This window comes from Exiguobacterium sp. s192 (assembly GCF_018618795.1).
Classification (GTDB): Bacteria; Bacillota; Bacilli; order Exiguobacteriales; family Exiguobacteriaceae; genus Exiguobacterium_A; species Exiguobacterium_A undae.
The window spans coordinates 718,600-734,274 of the sequence record NZ_JACSMS010000001.1 but is presented as its reverse complement, the minus strand read 5'-3'; the positions used below and the strand labels follow the sequence as shown (position 1 = coordinate 734,274).

20 protein-coding genes are annotated in these 15,675 nt (G+C 50.7%); 15 read left to right on the top strand and 5 right to left on the bottom strand.

The genetic code is table 11. The annotated features are described in order from the left end of the window. Complete coding sequence (locus KNP87_RS03800; protein WP_214720869.1) at positions 1 to 687, top strand: alpha/beta fold hydrolase; 687 nt, start codon at positions 1 to 3, stop codon at positions 685 to 687. Here the strand turns inward: KNP87_RS03800 and KNP87_RS03795 are convergent. From KNP87_RS03795 to KNP87_RS03780, 4 genes are all read right to left on the bottom strand, one after another. Continuing rightward, positions 676 to 1,578 carry a sensor domain-containing diguanylate cyclase gene (locus KNP87_RS03795; protein WP_214720868.1) on the bottom strand — a complete coding sequence of 301 codons (903 nt, stop codon included), beginning with the start codon at positions 1,576 to 1,578 and terminating at the stop codon, positions 676 to 678. The two genes, KNP87_RS03800 and KNP87_RS03795, sit on opposite strands and share 12 nt — an antisense overlap. A 228-nt stretch (positions 1,579 to 1,806) precedes the next feature. Beyond that, positions 1,807 to 2,337 (bottom strand): DUF4256 domain-containing protein, encoded by a 531-nt coding sequence (locus KNP87_RS03790; RefSeq protein WP_214720867.1) that lies wholly within the window; start codon positions 2,335 to 2,337, stop codon positions 1,807 to 1,809. A 59-nt stretch (positions 2,338 to 2,396) separates the two neighbouring features. After that, positions 2,397 to 2,939 (bottom strand): recombinase family protein, encoded by a 543-nt coding sequence (locus KNP87_RS03785; protein ID WP_026832919.1) that lies wholly within the window; start codon positions 2,937 to 2,939, stop codon positions 2,397 to 2,399. 248 nt (positions 2,940 to 3,187) lie between these two features. After that, positions 3,188 to 3,814 (bottom strand): NAD(P)-dependent oxidoreductase, encoded by a 627-nt coding sequence (locus KNP87_RS03780; RefSeq protein WP_026832918.1) that lies wholly within the window; start codon positions 3,812 to 3,814, stop codon positions 3,188 to 3,190. A gap of 128 nt (positions 3,815 to 3,942) precedes the next feature. On the opposite strand from KNP87_RS03780, the gene KNP87_RS03775 reads away from it, so the two are divergent. The 4 genes from KNP87_RS03775 to KNP87_RS03760 all read left to right on the top strand — a co-directional run bounded on the left by KNP87_RS03775 (position 3,943) and on the right by KNP87_RS03760 (position 6,647). After that, a complete protein-coding gene (locus KNP87_RS03775; RefSeq protein ID WP_119922986.1) occupies positions 3,943 to 4,359 on the top strand; it encodes an Rrf2 family transcriptional regulator in 417 nt (138 codons plus the stop codon). Positions 4,360 to 4,411: 52 nt separating this feature from the next. Next, on the top strand, positions 4,412 to 4,810 hold the full coding sequence (locus KNP87_RS03770; RefSeq protein ID WP_214720866.1) for a hypothetical protein: 399 nt from the start codon (positions 4,412 to 4,414) through the stop codon (positions 4,808 to 4,810). 91 nt (positions 4,811 to 4,901) lie between these two features. Further along, on the top strand, positions 4,902 to 5,594 hold the full coding sequence (locus KNP87_RS03765) for an ABC transporter ATP-binding protein (RefSeq protein ID WP_026832915.1): 693 nt from the start codon (positions 4,902 to 4,904) through the stop codon (positions 5,592 to 5,594). Between the two features lie 63 nt (positions 5,595 to 5,657). After that, positions 5,658 to 6,647: an LLM class flavin-dependent oxidoreductase gene (locus KNP87_RS03760; RefSeq protein ID WP_214720865.1), complete on the top strand. Its 990-nt coding sequence runs from the start codon at positions 5,658 to 5,660 to the stop codon at positions 6,645 to 6,647. A 46-nt stretch (positions 6,648 to 6,693) separates the two neighbouring features. Here KNP87_RS03760 and KNP87_RS03755 read toward each other — a convergent pair whose 3' ends face one another. Next, on the bottom strand, positions 6,694 to 7,422 hold the full coding sequence (locus KNP87_RS03755; RefSeq protein ID WP_026832913.1) for an SDR family oxidoreductase: 729 nt from the start codon (positions 7,420 to 7,422) through the stop codon (positions 6,694 to 6,696). 108 nt (positions 7,423 to 7,530) lie between these two features. On the opposite strand from KNP87_RS03755, the gene KNP87_RS03750 reads away from it, so the two are divergent. The 10 genes from KNP87_RS03750 (at position 7,531) to KNP87_RS03705 (ending at position 15,665) form a co-directional block, all read left to right on the top strand. Beyond that, positions 7,531 to 7,971: a hypothetical protein gene (locus KNP87_RS03750; RefSeq protein WP_214720864.1), complete on the top strand. Its 441-nt coding sequence runs from the start codon at positions 7,531 to 7,533 to the stop codon at positions 7,969 to 7,971. Between the two features lie 287 nt (positions 7,972 to 8,258). Beyond that, positions 8,259 to 8,801 (top strand): alkaline shock response membrane anchor protein AmaP, encoded by a 543-nt coding sequence (amaP, locus tag KNP87_RS03745; RefSeq protein ID WP_028106213.1) that lies wholly within the window; start codon positions 8,259 to 8,261, stop codon positions 8,799 to 8,801. A 14-nt stretch (positions 8,802 to 8,815) separates the two neighbouring features. Further along, positions 8,816 to 9,022 carry a DUF2273 domain-containing protein gene (locus KNP87_RS03740; RefSeq protein ID WP_026832910.1) on the top strand — a complete coding sequence of 69 codons (207 nt, stop codon included), beginning with the start codon at positions 8,816 to 8,818 and terminating at the stop codon, positions 9,020 to 9,022. A 45-nt stretch (positions 9,023 to 9,067) separates the two neighbouring features. Beyond that, on the top strand, positions 9,068 to 9,508 hold the full coding sequence (locus KNP87_RS03735) for an Asp23/Gls24 family envelope stress response protein (RefSeq protein ID WP_026832909.1): 441 nt from the start codon (positions 9,068 to 9,070) through the stop codon (positions 9,506 to 9,508). Between the two features lie 159 nt (positions 9,509 to 9,667). Further along, entirely contained in the window at positions 9,668 to 10,426 is a 759-nt protein-coding gene (locus KNP87_RS03730) for an SDR family oxidoreductase (protein WP_214720863.1), read from the top strand. Between the two features lie 208 nt (positions 10,427 to 10,634). Further along, positions 10,635 to 11,549: a methyl-accepting chemotaxis protein gene (locus tag KNP87_RS03725; protein WP_251135396.1), complete on the top strand. Its 915-nt coding sequence runs from the start codon at positions 10,635 to 10,637 to the stop codon at positions 11,547 to 11,549. A gap of 157 nt (positions 11,550 to 11,706) precedes the next feature. After that, entirely contained in the window at positions 11,707 to 13,230 is a 1,524-nt protein-coding gene (gene nikA / locus KNP87_RS03720; RefSeq protein ID WP_251135395.1) for a nickel ABC transporter substrate-binding protein, read from the top strand. 1 nt (position 13,231) lies between these two features. Then, the gene (locus KNP87_RS03715) at positions 13,232 to 14,170 is read left to right on the top strand and encodes an ABC transporter permease (RefSeq protein WP_214720862.1); all 939 of its coding nucleotides are present in this window, start codon (positions 13,232 to 13,234) and stop codon (positions 14,168 to 14,170) included. After that, positions 14,167 to 14,952: an ABC transporter permease gene (locus KNP87_RS03710; protein ID WP_214720861.1), complete on the top strand. Its 786-nt coding sequence runs from the start codon at positions 14,167 to 14,169 to the stop codon at positions 14,950 to 14,952. Before KNP87_RS03715 ends, KNP87_RS03710 begins: the two co-directional genes overlap by 4 nt. Positions 14,953 to 14,954: 2 nt before the next feature. Continuing rightward, entirely contained in the window at positions 14,955 to 15,665 is a 711-nt protein-coding gene (locus tag KNP87_RS03705) for an ATP-binding cassette domain-containing protein (protein ID WP_214720860.1), read from the top strand. Positions 15,666 to 15,675 lie beyond the last annotated feature (10 nt).

Below are 15,675 nucleotides of genomic sequence, written 5' to 3'. Positions count from 1 at the left end.
ATGAAACGGATCTATTTTTTACACGGCTTCATGGGAACAGGACAAACCCATTTCGAACAGCAAATCGCTTATTTCAAGAAAGAATACGACGTCATCGTGATGGATTTACCCGGACATGGTACGTCAGAAGATGCAGCTGCCGTGGAATACATCGAGCAGGCGACGGTCAATCTGATCAACCGTATCCGCGAAACCGGACCCGGTCATCTCGTCGGTCTGTCTCTTGGGGCGTCACTCGCGATTCAAGTCGCACTGAAAGCACCGGAGTTGGTTGATGGAATCATCTTGACCGGATATACACCGGTCGTACCGGAAGAACTTACGGACGTCATGGCACAACAATACACTTACTTTCTCGACATCAAACAACATGAGCCGTTGATTGCCGCTCAGTTCGAAGACTTGCACGGGACACGTTGGCAAGAGACGATGCAACGTGTGTTGCATCAGATGACGTTCCGTTATCCCACCATGACCAAACAATCGTTACAGCATCTGCAAGCTCCCGTCTTCATTTTAAACGGCATGGTGCAAGAGCATGAGGTCACCGGTGCATCCCGCTTCCAACGTGAATATCCCAACACACAGATTCATTTGATTCCAGATGCCGGCCATACCGCGAACCTCGATCAGCCCGATTTGTTTAATCACCAATTGAACCAGGTGTTGCAACAGTCAAACGAGTAATTTCGTCGTCTGTTTATCCCGGTACATCGCCTGATCCGCTTTTCGGAGGACATCCGCGAGATCGGTTGTCGCCGGATTGTAGGCAAATCCGATCGCGACCGACAACTCGTGTTTGATGAATTCGGAGCGCAACTGTTCGACCAAGAGCAGGCAATCCTGCTCCGCATGATCCCGGCAAATGATGACAAACTCATCGCCGCCGAGGCGGTACGCTTCAAACGCACACCGTGACAGACAAAGCGCCGTCTGTTGCAACAAGGCATCTCCAGCGACGTGGCCAAATCGGTCATTGATCTGTTTGAGGTCATTGAGATCCAGCGCGATGACACCGAGCCGGACAGGGGATGCTTGCATCATTTCTTTGAGTAATCCATCGAAGGTATGCCGGTTCAAGAGACCCGTCAACGGATCTTGCCGGTACAGTTGCTCGAGTTCCCGTTGTTTGGTTTTTGCCGCGTCCATATTGCGGATGACGCCCTGAACGGCAACGAGTTCACCTTGTTCGTAAATCGGTGTCGTGTACTCTTCAAACCAGGTGTACGTCCCGTCATTTGTCCGCCAACGTTGGGTGAACGGTTCCTCGTAATTGCAGTTACCGGATAATTTAGACATCAGGATTTCGACGTCCTCCGGATGAATTCGGTCGAAACACTCTGACGGGTCGGCATAACTCGCTTTTACGATTCCGGCACCGATATGGTCATCCAGTGAAGGACTGATGTAGCGAAACCGATAGACGGGCTTCACCTCGAAGATATACATGATGTCTTTGGAATGGTTGCCGAATGCCGCGATTGTCGGTTGGGACTGATGTTTTTGCCGCAACGTATGGATTAACCTTCCAACTGCCCACGTACAGGCGACACCTAAAAGGATTCCGGTCATCAGCATATCGTTTTACCTCCTTCATTCTATAGGCATTTTGTCTGTCGTGTATCAAACGGATGATGTTGGCTCATTGTCATAACCTCTATTTTTAAGACACAGTAAATTATAGCAAAACACTAGGATAATACATACAAAAATTGGTATTTTACTTAAATGGTACTCTGACTAGTGATAAGGATACAACAAAAAGCGGTACCTACTGCTCGAGAGTAGGTACCGCTTTAACATGAACTATAACGTCAAATACGTCCGAAAACCGCGATTCGCATAATACGAGTCCGCCCCGTTGTGATAAGTGAAGACGTTGCCGTACCGCCGGTCACAAAAGAGGGCGCCACCTTGCATGCGGATGGACTCCGGAGTCTCGATCCAGCTCGACGTCTTCAGGTCAAACGCCCCAACCGTCTGCAAATGACGGTAGTGGTCTTCCGTTAAGACGGCCACACCGTACTCGCTTGCTGTCGCAACGGCACTGCCGAGCGGTTTGTTTTTCTTCCGTTTTTCCAGTGCTTCGTTGTCGTAACATAAGCTGCGCCGTCCGGTTGGACTCTCTTCCGCACAGTCGACATACAGCCACTGACCGTCCGGCATGACCACCACATCCGGTTCGCCGCCGGTCTGTTCCATCCAGTCGAGTGCACGAAGATGATCGTCTGTCAGCTCGGCTTCAACCGTTGACCAGGTAAGCGCCGGGTGGCGGTCCGGATAGCGGGTGAAGCGGTCGTGTAACGTTTTTCGTAAGTCCTCATACTCCTTTGGCATGTTGTTGCTCCTCTCATATGGGACAAACCCCCTCGTACTGAAGTACAAGGGGGACGTCGTCATTGTTCCAAATACCGGTACAACGTACTTTTACTGATACCGGTCTTTTCACGGATATCGGCTAAACTGTATTGCTTGCTTTGATACATCTCAATCGCCCGCTTGACGTTTTCGTCCGGTTTACGCGGTCGTCCCGTCTGTTTGCCGAGTTCCTTTGCTTTTGATAAGCCTTCGCGTGTCGTCATGCTGACGACATCACTCTGCAGCGCGACGAGGTGCTGAACGATTTCGCGAAACGAATGGGGCAAGGCTTGACGGGTGTCGATGTTTTCCCGGATTGACCATAAAAACGCCTGTTTGCTGTCAAGAAGGTCTAAAACTTCGATGAGATGCCGGGATGAATCGGCTAATACATACAAGTGAGAGACAAGCAGGACATCCCCTTGCGCTAAATCCTCCAATGTTTGATCGAGAACGTGACGCCGTTTGGAAGAACTGTGGTCTTCTCTCCTCGTGTCATCGACCTCATACGTTCCGAGTATTGCCGCCTGTTTCTCACAAGCCGGATCTTCAAAAAATGGTCGCATATAGCCAATAATCATGTTTTTCTCCTCACTGAAATCATAATACACCAAAAAACTATTTCAGACAGAAAGTGCCAAAATAGTTCCTTTTTAGGGAAGATAGGTGCTACGTTGAACGAACTTCATACGATATTTAACGATCGGTCACTTCCTAGTATAAGGGAAATCAGAGATGGATGAAAGGAAAGGGGATGATCTCCGTCGCCTGAACACGGATTTTACAAGTCACAAAAATCCCCACCATTTTCTGCAGGTGGGGGAGAGCGTCATTTCGAGACGATTGAAATGCGTTGTTGGTCGTGACGGTGGTGTTCGACTTCATCCGCTACAGCAACCGCATAATCCCGGTAACTAACGTAACTCTCTCCGGCACTATTCAACGTCAAGACATCATGTGCCAGCTGGTATTGACCGGTCCGTTCACCGTCCGGATCAAAGAAGGCCGCCGGACTGATGAAGGTCCAGTGCAGGTCCGTCGTTTGTTGTAAGTCTTCCAAATTCTTCGCTTGATTTTTTGCAGTCGGCAGATACGCGTCGGGAAACTCCGGTGTATCCGCCAGTTGGATTGTTTGTTCCGGATCGACATAGAGACTGCCGGCTCCACCGACGACAAGCAAACGGGTTCGTGTCCCTTGCAGCTGTTTAATCAGATGCTGTCCCAGTTCGACGTGCTGTTGTTCTTGTCCCGGTGCGGCACCAAAGGCATTAATGACGACATCAAAACCCGATAAGTCGTCCTTTGATAAGGCAAAGGCATCTTTTTCAAGGACCGTCTCATGATTCGTCCGCGCTGCATTCCGGACGATTGCCGTCAAGGCATGACCTCGTCCTGCCAGTTCTTCCAACAGAACACGACCGGCTTTTCCGCTGGCTCCAATAATCGCAATCTTCATTACAAACGCCTCCTTAAGGAATATGTAGCTGATACATGTAATTAGTTTAGTTACAGAAATTACGGTTGTCAAGGAAATTGACATTAAAGGTCGTCCTTATTAAACTAGAAGCATTGGTGGTGAAACAGATGATTAACAGTCGATTAGCCGTTTCCGTTCATATCTTGTCGTTGATTGCGTCCCACCCGGATCAAGCCATGTCTTCCGAATTCATCGCCGGAAGTGTCAATACGAATCCGGTCGTTATTCGGCGATTGACGGGCTCGTTGCGGCAAGCTGGACTGCTCGCGACGACAGCAGGAAAGTCTGGAGCGATGTTGACGAAACGTCCGGAAGACATCACATTGTTGATGATTTACCGGGCGGTCGAATCCAAGGATAACTTATTTTCGATCCACGAACACCCGAATCCGGCCTGTCCCGTCGGTCGAAATATCCAATCGACGCTCGACAACACCTTCATGCGGGCGCAACGGGCACTCGAAGCCGAACTTGAAGCCGAAACATTGGCCGATGTCATGCACCATCTTGCTCAGGCAAGATGATGTCTGCCGGACTTTTTTGTAATCGTTTCCATAGGAGAGGAGAAACACTATCATGCGTCTGGTCAGTTATTCAGCCGTCAGTGCGATTGGTTCCTTTTTATTATTCACGGCATACGCCTTTGTGACGACGATCGAAAATGAATTTTTATACCAATTCGGAACGTTTGCGACGACGTTGTTTACGTTTGCGATTGGTCTTCCGATGCTGTTCATTACAAGGCACTATCCATTGTCCTTACGTCTTTTGATCTATCTGACAGCAGGTGTCTTCACGATTCTGTTGTTCATCGGCTTTTATGATTACTTTGGTCAGATGTCGTTTGTTGAATCGAGAAGCAACCTCGTGGGCATCATTCGGTTCGCGACACTTGCCTGTTTGTTTTACATCGTCCCGTACGAATGGTTGTATCTCAAAAAACGTTCGTCGAATCACCCGTCGATGTCTTCTTAAAGACCTTCCGTAAAAGAAGGTCTTTTTTTGCAGGAATTCCCAAATAAAAGGAGAATTATGTAGACATCCCAGTACGACAAGGAGGACAAACATGCAAGATTCATTCATTTGCCAACAAATCGGAAAGTCGTTTACCGGAGACGGCATCGAAACACATGCCTTGACGGACATCAACCTGACACTCGAAGCAGGTGATTTCATCTCGATCATCGGTCCATCCGGTTCCGGAAAATCAACCTTACTCAGCTTGATCGGGACACTCGACCGGCCGACGAACGGAACGTTATCGTACGGTGACCAATCGATTCATCACTTGAAGAGTCGGGAACTGTCCGACTTCCGGTTTGAGAACGTCGGCTTCATTTTCCAACAGTTTCATCTGATTCCGACCTTGACGGCACTCGAAAACGTCATGGCGCCCTTATTCGGACGAAAGGTGACGTATGATAAAAAGGAACGGGCGCTGTCGCTCCTCGAAAAAGTGGGGCTGGCGGATAAAGCCGGTTCGTTGCCGTCCCAATTATCCGGCGGACAACAGCAACGTGTCGCGGTTGCCCGCGCTTTGGTCCATGAGCCGAAATGGTTACTCGCTGACGAACCGACCGGCAATTTGGATACGGAAACCGGCGAGATCATCTTCAACCTGTTACGGAGTCTGAATGAAGAGAAGGGGTGCGGCGTCTTGTTCGTCACCCATGATCCGGCACTTGCAGAGCGGGCGAACCGGAAAATCGAAATGCGGGACGGATTGATCATCGAAGACCGCCGGCTGGTCCGCACGTAACGAGACCTCCTTTTTGAATTCAGCGTGGCGACGGCTTACACTAAGGTGTGAGGAGGCGATCAGATGCGCTTAGGAATTTTAGATCAAGTCCCGTTACATGAAGGTGATACGATTGAACAGACGATGGAAATGACGCAACAATTGGTCATCGAGGCGGAGCGCCTCGGCTATGAACGCTACTGGTTTGCCGAACACCATAATACCAATGGTCTGCTGAGCGCGGCACCGGAACTGTTCATCGCCCGGATGGGAGCCGTGACGTCACGGATCAAACTCGGATCCGGTGGTGTTTTACTGCCTCAATACCGTCCGTTAAAAGTCGCCGAGACGTTTTCAACGTTAGCCGCCTTTTATCCGAACCGGATTGAACTGGGGATCGGCAATTCACCGGGTGGCAGTGAACGGACACGGCGTGCATTGACGGACGGGGCGGACAACGAGGCAGCCGCATTTCCGCGGCTGCTTGACGAAGTCAACGGCTTTTTGACGGATTCCTTGTCGTCGCGCCATCCGTACCGGATTGTCAAGACGACGCCCCGTATCACAGATGAGCTTCCGCTCTCTGTTCTCGGGTTGTCTCCGCGCAGTGCAAAGCTTGCCGCCGAACGGGGACACGGTCTCGTATTTGGCCACTTCATCAACCCCGACCGCTGGGAAGAAACGTTACAGACTTACCGCGACGAATTCATCACCGTCGACGGGCGTCAACCAAACGTCATCGTTTGCGTCTTCGTCATCTGTGCCGAGACGGAACAAGAGGCGGAACGATTGGCGCGGACACAGGATGCCTGGATACAAGGAATCCGTCTTGGTCATTCGATCGTCCCGTCTTTTGCGACGACGGATACGAAACGATGGAACGCGGAACAACAACAACGGATTGAGCATGACCGTCGGCGAACGATCGTCGGGACACCGGAGCAGGTGGCGACGGAATTACGGCAACTGGCAATCCGGTATCAAACCGATCAGTTTTTGTTGATCAACAACGCCTTTGACCAACACAAACGACTCCGGTCCTATCAGTTGATTGCGGAGCAGTTGCTCGATTAAACGAAAAAACACCGGCTCCAGACCGGAGACGGTGTTTTTGTGCTACTTATTGTTGCGCTGTCGGACGAATCAAGATTTCGTTGACCGCAACATCGTCCGGCTCATTGACGGCGTAGGCGATGGCACGAGCAATCGCATCCGCATCCATTGCTTTTAAGTCGCCGATCCCTTGTTTGATCTCTTCATCAGTGATGTGATCCTTCAGTTCCGTATCGACGGCTCCAGGTGAGATGATCGTCGCCCGAATGTTGTTTTCGACCGATTCTTCTTTTCTGAGACCTTCCGTAATCGCACGGACGGCAAATTTTGTCCCGCTGTAGACGGCGCTTGACGGCATGACGTCGTGTCCGGCAATCGACGAGATGTTGATGATGTGTCCGCGTTGTTGCTTACGCATATACGGCAAGACGGCACCGATTCCGTACAAGACACCTTTGATGTTGACGTCCACCATCGTGTTCCACTCGTCTTGTTTGTTTTTATTCAACTTCGACAATGGCATTAAACCGGCGTTATTGACGAGAACGTCAACCGAACCAAATGTGTCTTGTGCCAGTTTGGCAAGTTCTTCGACTTGTGCCGAATCCGTTACATCGGTCACTTGGTAAACGGCTTTTCCACCGAGCTCTTCAATTTCTTTTTGTAATGTTTGCAGTCGATCTTCCCGGCGTGCTGCGAGGACAAGACGTGCTCCTTGTTTCGCCAGTAACTTAGCCGTAGCTTCCCCGATTCCGCTTGATGCACCTGTAATGATGACGACTTTGTTTTCAACCATGAAAAAAACCTCCTACATATTTTTTGACTCAACCCTAAAAGTATTAACCTGTTTTCGATACAAACAAACCTCTGACGAACAGTTCGGGGTCGGAAAGGACTAAAAAAGATGCGAAAAGGATTGTGGATTGGTCTTTTAGTGATAGTGGGCTTGATTTTATTTTTGGAACCGTTTCGTGGTTCACCGCCGGAACCGGACGTGTCCGTTCAAGGGAAAGAGATCGAGGTGACGAGTGGATCCTATTGTTGGAATGGTCTCTTCATCAGTCAATGTGCCGATACCGTTTATTCAACACCACTTGAAATGACGGCAAAACATACACCGACGGTCGTCGAACCGGGAGCAACGATTGAAGTGGCCTTTAACGACGGTCCGTCGCCTGAACGTATCAAAAGCGAACGTTGGCTGGAAGACGGAACAAACAAAACGGTTCAGCTGAAAAATGAACGGTTGACCGTACCGAACAAACCAGGTCGCTACATCTACCATATCTACGGGTGGTGGAAGCAAGGCGACGGAAACGTCGCGTTCATTGTCGAAGTAAAATGATATTGACAGTTATTTTTGAGTATGATAGCCAACTTAAAGTATTAGGGTTTATGAAAGTTCCTTCCTCTATTCCGGATGAAAGGAGCTTTTTTTATCGAATATAGTAGATTAAACACTGGATTAACACGACCTCAATGCTAAATTTTCAGAATAATAGAACTTTATCAAAATGCGGAAATAAATGTTTTGGGGTCTAGTGAACGGGAATAAACACACCATACACATAATATTTCAGCTAGCGAAAGTCTTGTGTGAAAGAAATTTACAACCTAAAAGGAGAGATGAAGATGAATGGGTTCAATCGTTTTTTACTCGTTCTCATCGGTCTACTTGGGTTAGTGAGCGTCGCCCTGCTCGTACTCGGCGTTTATGACGTTCCTCGCCTCAGCCCGTTACTCGAACAATGGCAAGATCAACAATGGTACAGCTACACGGTTCTCTCGATTGGTGGATTTTTAGCTTTCGTATTCGTCATTCTCTTATTCACGGGATTACTCAGCCGCTCGAAAGGTCAACGGTTGTTGATCCGGACAGGAGACGGCAACATCACGATTTCGAAAGAAACGATTGAACGGACCGCACTCGAATCGATTCGGGGACTCAATGGTGTAAGAACCCCAAGCGTCCGCGCCGATATTCATTCGAAAAAAGAGACGGTCGCCTTAACGGTGGACTGCTCGGTCTTTGGTCAAGAAGGATTACCGACGATCGGCAAAGAGATTCAAGAGCGGGCAAAACATGCCGTTGAATCCCTGCTTGAACTGCCGGTAACGAGTACAAAAGTCAAAATCAGTGATACCAAAACCAAAACGTCAGAACGTGTCGTCTAAAGGAGGGAATGAACATGAGTACGAAAGAACAACTCTATCCGTATCGGTTTCGCTTAATCGGCGGTCTTGTTGGACTCGTGATTGCGGTTCTGTTCCTGACGATCGGGTTCGGACCAACCTTGTTGCTTCTTGTGTTTACCGCCATCGGTTTTCTGATTGGGAAATGGCGGGACGGAGCACTCGATATTGAAGGATGGATTCAGTTCTTTAACCGGGACTGATTCATATAAATACACTTACACTTTATTCAAAAGGAGAGATTTCAAATGGCAAACGAATCATTAAACACGACTGGACAAAATGAAGAGGTACGTACAAACAAATTGACGTTCGAAGATCAGGTCATCAAAAAAATCGCCGGGATTGCTTCAAACGAAGTACAGGGCATTTTATCGATGAGTGGTGGATTCATGAGCGGTTTGACGGATCGTCTCCGCAGCACAGAAGACATCACAAAAGGAGTCGGCGCTGAAGTCGGCGAGCGTCAAGTGGCACTCGACTTGCGTGTCATCGTCGAATACGGCAAAAACATCCCGTCCATCTTCCAAGAAACCGTCGCTAAAATCAAAAAAGCGATTGGTGATATGACAGGTCTTGAAGTCGTCGAAGTCAACATGCACGTCGAAGACGTCATGACGCGGGCCGAGTTTGATGCAAAAAGTAAAAACGAACAGGCAGAAGAAAAAACAAGCCGTGAATTAAAATAAACCAAGACGTATTACCAGAAATCCGGTCACGGGTTTCTGGTTTTTTTGTGTTCAACCGAAGGACTATTCGTCGAATTTCGTGATGCAACATGACTTTCCAGACCAAAAACGGGAAAAGAAGAAGGTAAGGGTGAATCCAATCAGAAAGGGTGAGGCATCATGCGTGTATCGGGAAAAGTCATCATCGTCACCGGAGCCGCTTCCGGAATGGGAAAAGCCATGGCAGAGTTGTTTGCAGCAGAAGGGGCACATGTCGTCGTCTCGGACATTCATTACGCGGGGGCACAAGAAGTCGCTGAAGCAATCACGAAAAACGGCGGAACGGCAATCGCCGTAGAAACGAACGTCGCGGAAGAAGCCGCCGTCCGCCAATTGATCGACGACACGCTGTCAACGTACGGAAAACTGGATATTCTCGTCAATAATGCCGGAATCATGGACGGAATGGAAGGTGTCGAAGACGTCACGGACGAACGCTGGGAACGGGTCTTTTCCGTCAATACGACCGGCGTCATGCGGTTAATGCGTCTCGTCCTGCCGATCTTTCGGGCACAGGGGCACGGCATCATTCTCAATAACATTTCCATCGGCGGTTTAAACGGGGCGCGGGCCGGGGCCGCCTATACGGCATCGAAACATGCCGTCGTCGGATTGACCAAAAACACGGCCTACCTCTATGCGAACGAAGGAATCCGCTGTAACGGGATTGCGCCGGGAGCGGTCGAGACGAACATCGGTCAATCGATGACGAACATCAACGACTTCGGAATGGGACGGACGATGCTCGGGATGGGCTTAAATCCACGAACAGCCCAACCTGAAGAAATTGCCAAGCTGGCACTGTTCCTCGTGTCGGAAGAGAGCAGCTTCGTCAATGGAGCGATTGTCGTTGCCGACGGCGGTTGGAGCGCTTATTAAAGAATTGTCCTCAGGTTCCCTTGCAGGGGACCTTTTTTAATGGAGCCTTACGGTGCCATGACCCGAGAGGACTTACAAAATCTTTGCATACCAATAAATTATTTACTGGATTACAGTTTAAAATGGAAGGAATTAGACAATAGGAGGGATAATAAGACAGTGTAAGCATTATGCTGACAAGCGAGTCGAACTTTAGGGAGGGACAGATATGTCGATGCAAGATCAAGCAACTCAAGTCACGGATACACAAGTCGTTCGTGCCATCGAACAAAACTTAGCCATCATTCGGTTTGATGACCGGCGCAAAGTCGCCTATGTCAACGAGCTGTTTGCCCGAACGATGGGATACGAAGTCAACGAGTTAATCGGTAAGTACCATCGTGATCTCTGTTTTCCCGAATATACAAGCAGTCCGGCTTATGAAGTCTTTTGGCGGAAGTTGATGCAAGGCATCACCTATCAGGATAAAATCGAACGGAAGGCTGCCGATGGACAACATAAGTGGCTCGAAGCGACCTATATGCCGATCTTCTCCGACGACGGGCGGCGTGTCGTCGGCGTGTCGAAAATCGCGACCGATATCACGGTCCGGCAACAGGACGTGTTGCGGATGGCTCAGGAATTAAATGAAACCTCAACTTTCCTGACCATTAAGTCGGAAAGCGGCCGCCAGGACGGATTAAACGTCCTCGCGACCGTCCAGCAAGTCGAAGCGGAATCAACTGAAAATCTGGCAAATCTCGTGCAGCTCCAGGCGGAAGCCGATTCGATCACCGACATCGTCAAGACGATTCGGGAAATCGCCGCCCAGACGAATCTCCTTGCCTTGAATGCTGCCATCGAAGCGGCACGGGCGGGTGAACACGGACGTGGATTTAACGTCGTCGCAACCGAAGTCAGGAATTTGTCGAATAAGGTCTCCCAGTCGATTGGAGAAGTGAAAGAAAACATCGAAGGCATCGTCAAACGGATCGAAGCCGTTTCGACGAGCATCGAGCGGATTTCGTCCAAGGTCAAGACGAGCAACGGACAACTTGAACAGACCGTCAACGAATTTGACCTGTTGGCCGAGTCCGCCAAACAACTTGAATGGCAAGCCAAGGACTTTGTCCGCGTCTTGTAAAATGAACAGTATGCAATCCATAATCCCTTTCGCGTATCTTTTTTAACAGGAGGATCTGGAAGGGATTTTTTGTTCATGCTTAAAAGACTATTGTTAAATCGGAATGATTACGATATGATGTAAAACGTAATTATTCCGAAATAGAGGTGGAACACAGATGTTTACATATACAAAGTGGTCACGACAAATGTTCGTGACCGTCGCCATCGGTACGGCATTGCTTAGCGGGTGCAGTCCGGCAACCGATTCCCCGAAAGATCGGCACTTGACGTTCGTCTATAATTTCGCGACGTTATCCCTCGATCCGCATCGTGACAGCAGTTACGTCCCGTTACGAGCAGGCGTGACGGAGACCTTGGTCCGTCTGGATGACGACAAGCTGACGGTCGAGCCGTGGCTTGCCAAAAGCTGGACGAATGAGAGTCCGACCGTTTGGCGCATCGTTTTACAAAAAGACGTCCAATTTCAAAACGGGGAGCCGCTTGATGCGGCCGCCGTCAAAGCTTCACTGGAGCGGTCAATCCGCGAGAATGCGGGCGTCAAGAACGCCTTAAACATCAAATCCATCACCGTTGACGGCGCGGATCTGCTGATCGAGACCCGGACGGTTTACCCCGAGTTCATCTCGGAGCTGGTCAATCCGAACACGGCCATCATTGATATCGATGCAAAACGGATTGATACACAACCCGTCGGAACCGGTCCGTTTGCCGTCAGCAACTTCTCTCCCGGGACAAAAGTTGACTTGACACGGTTTGACGGATACTGGGGCGAGCGGGCCAAACTAGAGAGCGTTGATTTTTTATTCAACGAGGACGCCGGGGCACGAACGATGGCGTTGCAGTCCGGACAAGCCGATGTCGTCTATCGACCGGAAGTCGAATCCGTCGATCAGCTGAAGAACAAAGGACTGACGGTCGAGGCGGTGGAGACGTTCCGTGTCCATCAACTGACGATGAACGTCTCGAACGGACCGATGCAGTCGTTGCCCGTTCGCCAAGCCATCGATGCGTTAGTTGACCGGGACGAGTTGGTCGATCACGTCCTGCAAGGATATGCGACGGTCGCGACCGGTCCGTTCATCCAGTCATTTCCGTTTGCGCCGACATACGAAAAACAGACACAGCGGACGGCTGTATCTTATTTAAAGCAGGCGGGCTATACGTTACAGGACGGTCAAATGCAAAAAAACGGTCAACCGTTGACGTTGACGTTGCTGACCTACTCGGCACGACCGGATTTACCGTTGATTGCCCAAGTCCTGCAGGATGACGCGAAGAAAATCGGAGTAACGATCAAGATCAAACAGATTGACGTGCCGGAAGAATACATGAGCAGTCACCGGGACTGGGATCTTGCGACCTACAGCAATTTAACGGCACCGCGGGGAGATGCCGGCTATTACTTGCATGCGACGTATCATCCGCAGGGGGGATTGAACTTCAGCGGTGTCAACGATCCGTCACTGACACGACAGCTTGATCGTCTGAAGCGAACCGTCAAGCCCGCAGAACGAAATGTCCTCGCTGAACAGATTGCCCGCGAGGTTGATGCCAAGCAACTGAACAGCTTTTTACTCCATCCCTCGACGCTCGTCGCCTACGACAAAACTCACGTCAAAGGCTGGAAAACGGAAAAAAGCGAATACTACATGATCACGAATCAGCTCGAGGTACGGTAAGATGGGGCGTCTGTTCGTCCGTCAAACAGGGGAAGCCCTGTTTTTTCTGTTTTTCATGACCTTCGGCAGTTTTGCGCTTTTACGCTTTTTACCGGGGGATCCGGTCTTGACGTTGCTCAATATCGACGAATTAAGTGCGTCACCGGAACAAATCGAGGCCGTCCGCCAAGAACTCGGTTTTCACGAACCATTGCTGGCACAGTACATTGACTGGTTGGGCCGGGTCGGTCGACTCGATCTCGGTGAATCGTTCATGACCGGACGGCCGGTTTTATTGATGTTGGGAGAAAGTTACCGGGCAACCTTTGAAATCGCCGGAAGCGGCTTGGTGCTTGCCCTGCTTGTCGCCGTACCGCTCGGAACATGGAGTGCACGTTCCAACCGACACGTCGTCCGACTGACTGCTGACGGTGTGTCCCTGATCGGCGCGGCTGTCCCGAGCTTTTGGATCGGGCTCGTCTTGACCGATTGGTTTGCCATCCGTCTGCCGTGGTTACCCGTCATGGGGCGGGACGGAGCATTATCCGTCGTCTTGCCGGCTGTCTCGCTCAGTTTGGCCTTGGCCAGTGTCTACATCCAGCTGTTACGGGTCAATTTACAGACGGAACTCGCAAAGGAGTACATTCAGATTGCCCGCGCCCGCGGGATCTCCGAACAGACGATTTTTTGGAAATACGCGTTTCGCGGGAGTCTGCCTCCGGTCCTCGCCGTCTTTACCTTATCGCTCGGCAGCCTGGCCGGTGGCGTCGTCGTGCTCGAAGTCCTGTTCGCCTACCCGGGCGTCGGGAAATTGATGGTCGACGCCGTCTTGCAACGGGATTATCCGCTGATTCAAGGTTATATCCTGCTGACGACGGCCATCATCGTGACGCTGAACGTGATCATGCGACTGGTGACGCAACATCTGCGTCCCGATTGGCGGGGAGGTGGCATGAGATGAAGCGGCTGCGTTGGTTCATCTTCAGCGTGTGGATCGGGATTCTGCTGATCTATCTCGGCACACACTCGCCTTACACGACGGACGTCACGCAACGCCTCGCATCGAGCTCGATGCAGCATTGGCTCGGGACGGATGCCTTGGGACGTGACTTTCTGGCCCGCTTGATTCTGGCGGGAGTGATTTCTTTTTTGTTCAGCGGGGTGACAGTATTGTTGACGGCAACCGTCGGAACGGTTCTCGGATTATTCGCCGGTTACTACGGCGGTCTGTTGAAACGGATCATTCACCGGATCGAAGAAAGTCTGATCATCTTCCCGGATACGGTGCTCGCTCTCGTCTTGGCAGGATTGTTAGGTGCCGGAATCAACAGTCTCGTCCTCGCCATCTTATTGATCAAATGGGTGTCTTATGCCCGGCTCACGGAAGCAATCGTCTCGTCGACGAAACAATCCGAGTACATTTGGATGGCACGGGTCAACGGATTATCGGATGCGATGATCGTCCGGCGCCATCTGTTATGGCCCGTCCTGCGGCAAGTCCGTGTGTTGATGAGTGTCGACATCGGGAAAATCATCTTATTTTTGTCCGCCTTCTCCTACATCGGCTTGGGTGTCCAGCCTCCCGTACCCGAATGGGGAGCGATGTTAAATGAAGCCCGTCCGTATTTTCAGGCGGCCCCCCGATTCATGATCTGGCCCGGATGGTGTATCGTCCTGACGGTCAGTGCTTCGATGTGGTGGAACCGCCGTCTGCAACAGCAGACGGCAAAGAAAGGAGCATGAACATGATTCAACTGCGTCACGTGACGGTCACGGCACCGGCCAAGTCGTTGTTGCATGCCATCACCGTCGATTTCCCGGCCAATCAATTCATCTGTCTGATCGGTGCGAGCGGAAGCGGCAAAACCCTCCTGCTGAAACACTTGCTCGGATTGGTACCGGAAACGCTGTCGGTCGGCGGGACGGTGACGTTTGCAGAAGGGAAGGACTGGGTGCGGGGACGGGAGATCGGCTACATTCCGCAACACTACCAGCAGTCCTTTGTCCCGTTTTTGACAATCAAGGAAACGATGCGCGATCTGTGCCGGGCACATCAAGTCGCCTACGATAAGGAACAGACGGAATCGTTACTGCGCTCATTCCGTCTCGACATCGATTTACTGGACCGTCTGCCGCATCAGCTCAGCGGCGGACAACTCCAACGCATGGCGATCATCCTTGCTGTTTTCCTGAAACCGCGCCTCCTTTTAGCCGATGAGCTGACGACGGCCCTCGATCCGGTTGCGACCCGGCAACTATTGGACTGGCTCCGCAATTACCAACAACAAACGGCGGCGACGGTCCTATTCGTCACGCACGAACTGACCCATGCCTTACATTATGCGGATACGTTGTATATCATGAAAGAGGGAACCATCATTGATGCCGTCACTCCGGAGACGATTCATGCGAGCCGGCATCCCTATACCCAGGCTTTGTATACTAACAGACACTGACAAGAGGAGG

Excerpts from the sequence above, each read along its gene's own strand:
- KNP87_RS03800 (WP_214720869.1), top strand. The coding sequence starts at position 1 with ATGAAACGGATCTATTTTTTACACGGCTTCATGGGAACAGGACAAACC.
- KNP87_RS03795 (WP_214720868.1), bottom strand. The coding sequence starts at position 1,578 with ATGCTGATGACCGGAATCCTTTTAGGTGTCGCCTGTACGTGGGCAGTT.
- KNP87_RS03790 (WP_214720867.1), bottom strand. The coding sequence starts at position 2,337 with ATGCCAAAGGAGTATGAGGACTTACGAAAAACGTTACACGACCGCTTC.
- KNP87_RS03785 (WP_026832919.1), bottom strand. The coding sequence starts at position 2,939 with ATGATTATTGGCTATATGCGACCATTTTTTGAAGATCCGGCTTGTGAG.
- KNP87_RS03780 (WP_026832918.1), bottom strand. The coding sequence starts at position 3,814 with ATGAAGATTGCGATTATTGGAGCCAGCGGAAAAGCCGGTCGTGTTCTG.
- KNP87_RS03775 (WP_119922986.1), top strand. The coding sequence starts at position 3,943 with ATGATTAACAGTCGATTAGCCGTTTCCGTTCATATCTTGTCGTTGATT.
- KNP87_RS03770 (WP_214720866.1), top strand. The coding sequence starts at position 4,412 with ATGCGTCTGGTCAGTTATTCAGCCGTCAGTGCGATTGGTTCCTTTTTA.
- KNP87_RS03765 (WP_026832915.1), top strand. The coding sequence starts at position 4,902 with ATGCAAGATTCATTCATTTGCCAACAAATCGGAAAGTCGTTTACCGGA.
- KNP87_RS03760 (WP_214720865.1), top strand. The coding sequence starts at position 5,658 with ATGCGCTTAGGAATTTTAGATCAAGTCCCGTTACATGAAGGTGATACG.
- KNP87_RS03755 (WP_026832913.1), bottom strand. The coding sequence starts at position 7,422 with ATGGTTGAAAACAAAGTCGTCATCATTACAGGTGCATCAAGCGGAATC.
- KNP87_RS03750 (WP_214720864.1), top strand. The coding sequence starts at position 7,531 with ATGCGAAAAGGATTGTGGATTGGTCTTTTAGTGATAGTGGGCTTGATT.
- amaP (WP_028106213.1), top strand. The coding sequence starts at position 8,259 with ATGAATGGGTTCAATCGTTTTTTACTCGTTCTCATCGGTCTACTTGGG.
- KNP87_RS03740 (WP_026832910.1), top strand. The coding sequence starts at position 8,816 with ATGAGTACGAAAGAACAACTCTATCCGTATCGGTTTCGCTTAATCGGC.
- KNP87_RS03735 (WP_026832909.1), top strand. The coding sequence starts at position 9,068 with ATGGCAAACGAATCATTAAACACGACTGGACAAAATGAAGAGGTACGT.
- KNP87_RS03730 (WP_214720863.1), top strand. The coding sequence starts at position 9,668 with ATGCGTGTATCGGGAAAAGTCATCATCGTCACCGGAGCCGCTTCCGGA.
- KNP87_RS03725 (WP_251135396.1), top strand. The coding sequence starts at position 10,635 with ATGTCGATGCAAGATCAAGCAACTCAAGTCACGGATACACAAGTCGTT.
- nikA (WP_251135395.1), top strand. The coding sequence starts at position 11,707 with ATGTTTACATATACAAAGTGGTCACGACAAATGTTCGTGACCGTCGCC.
- KNP87_RS03715 (WP_214720862.1), top strand. The coding sequence starts at position 13,232 with ATGGGGCGTCTGTTCGTCCGTCAAACAGGGGAAGCCCTGTTTTTTCTG.
- KNP87_RS03710 (WP_214720861.1), top strand. The coding sequence starts at position 14,167 with ATGAAGCGGCTGCGTTGGTTCATCTTCAGCGTGTGGATCGGGATTCTG.
- KNP87_RS03705 (WP_214720860.1), top strand. The coding sequence starts at position 14,955 with ATGATTCAACTGCGTCACGTGACGGTCACGGCACCGGCCAAGTCGTTG.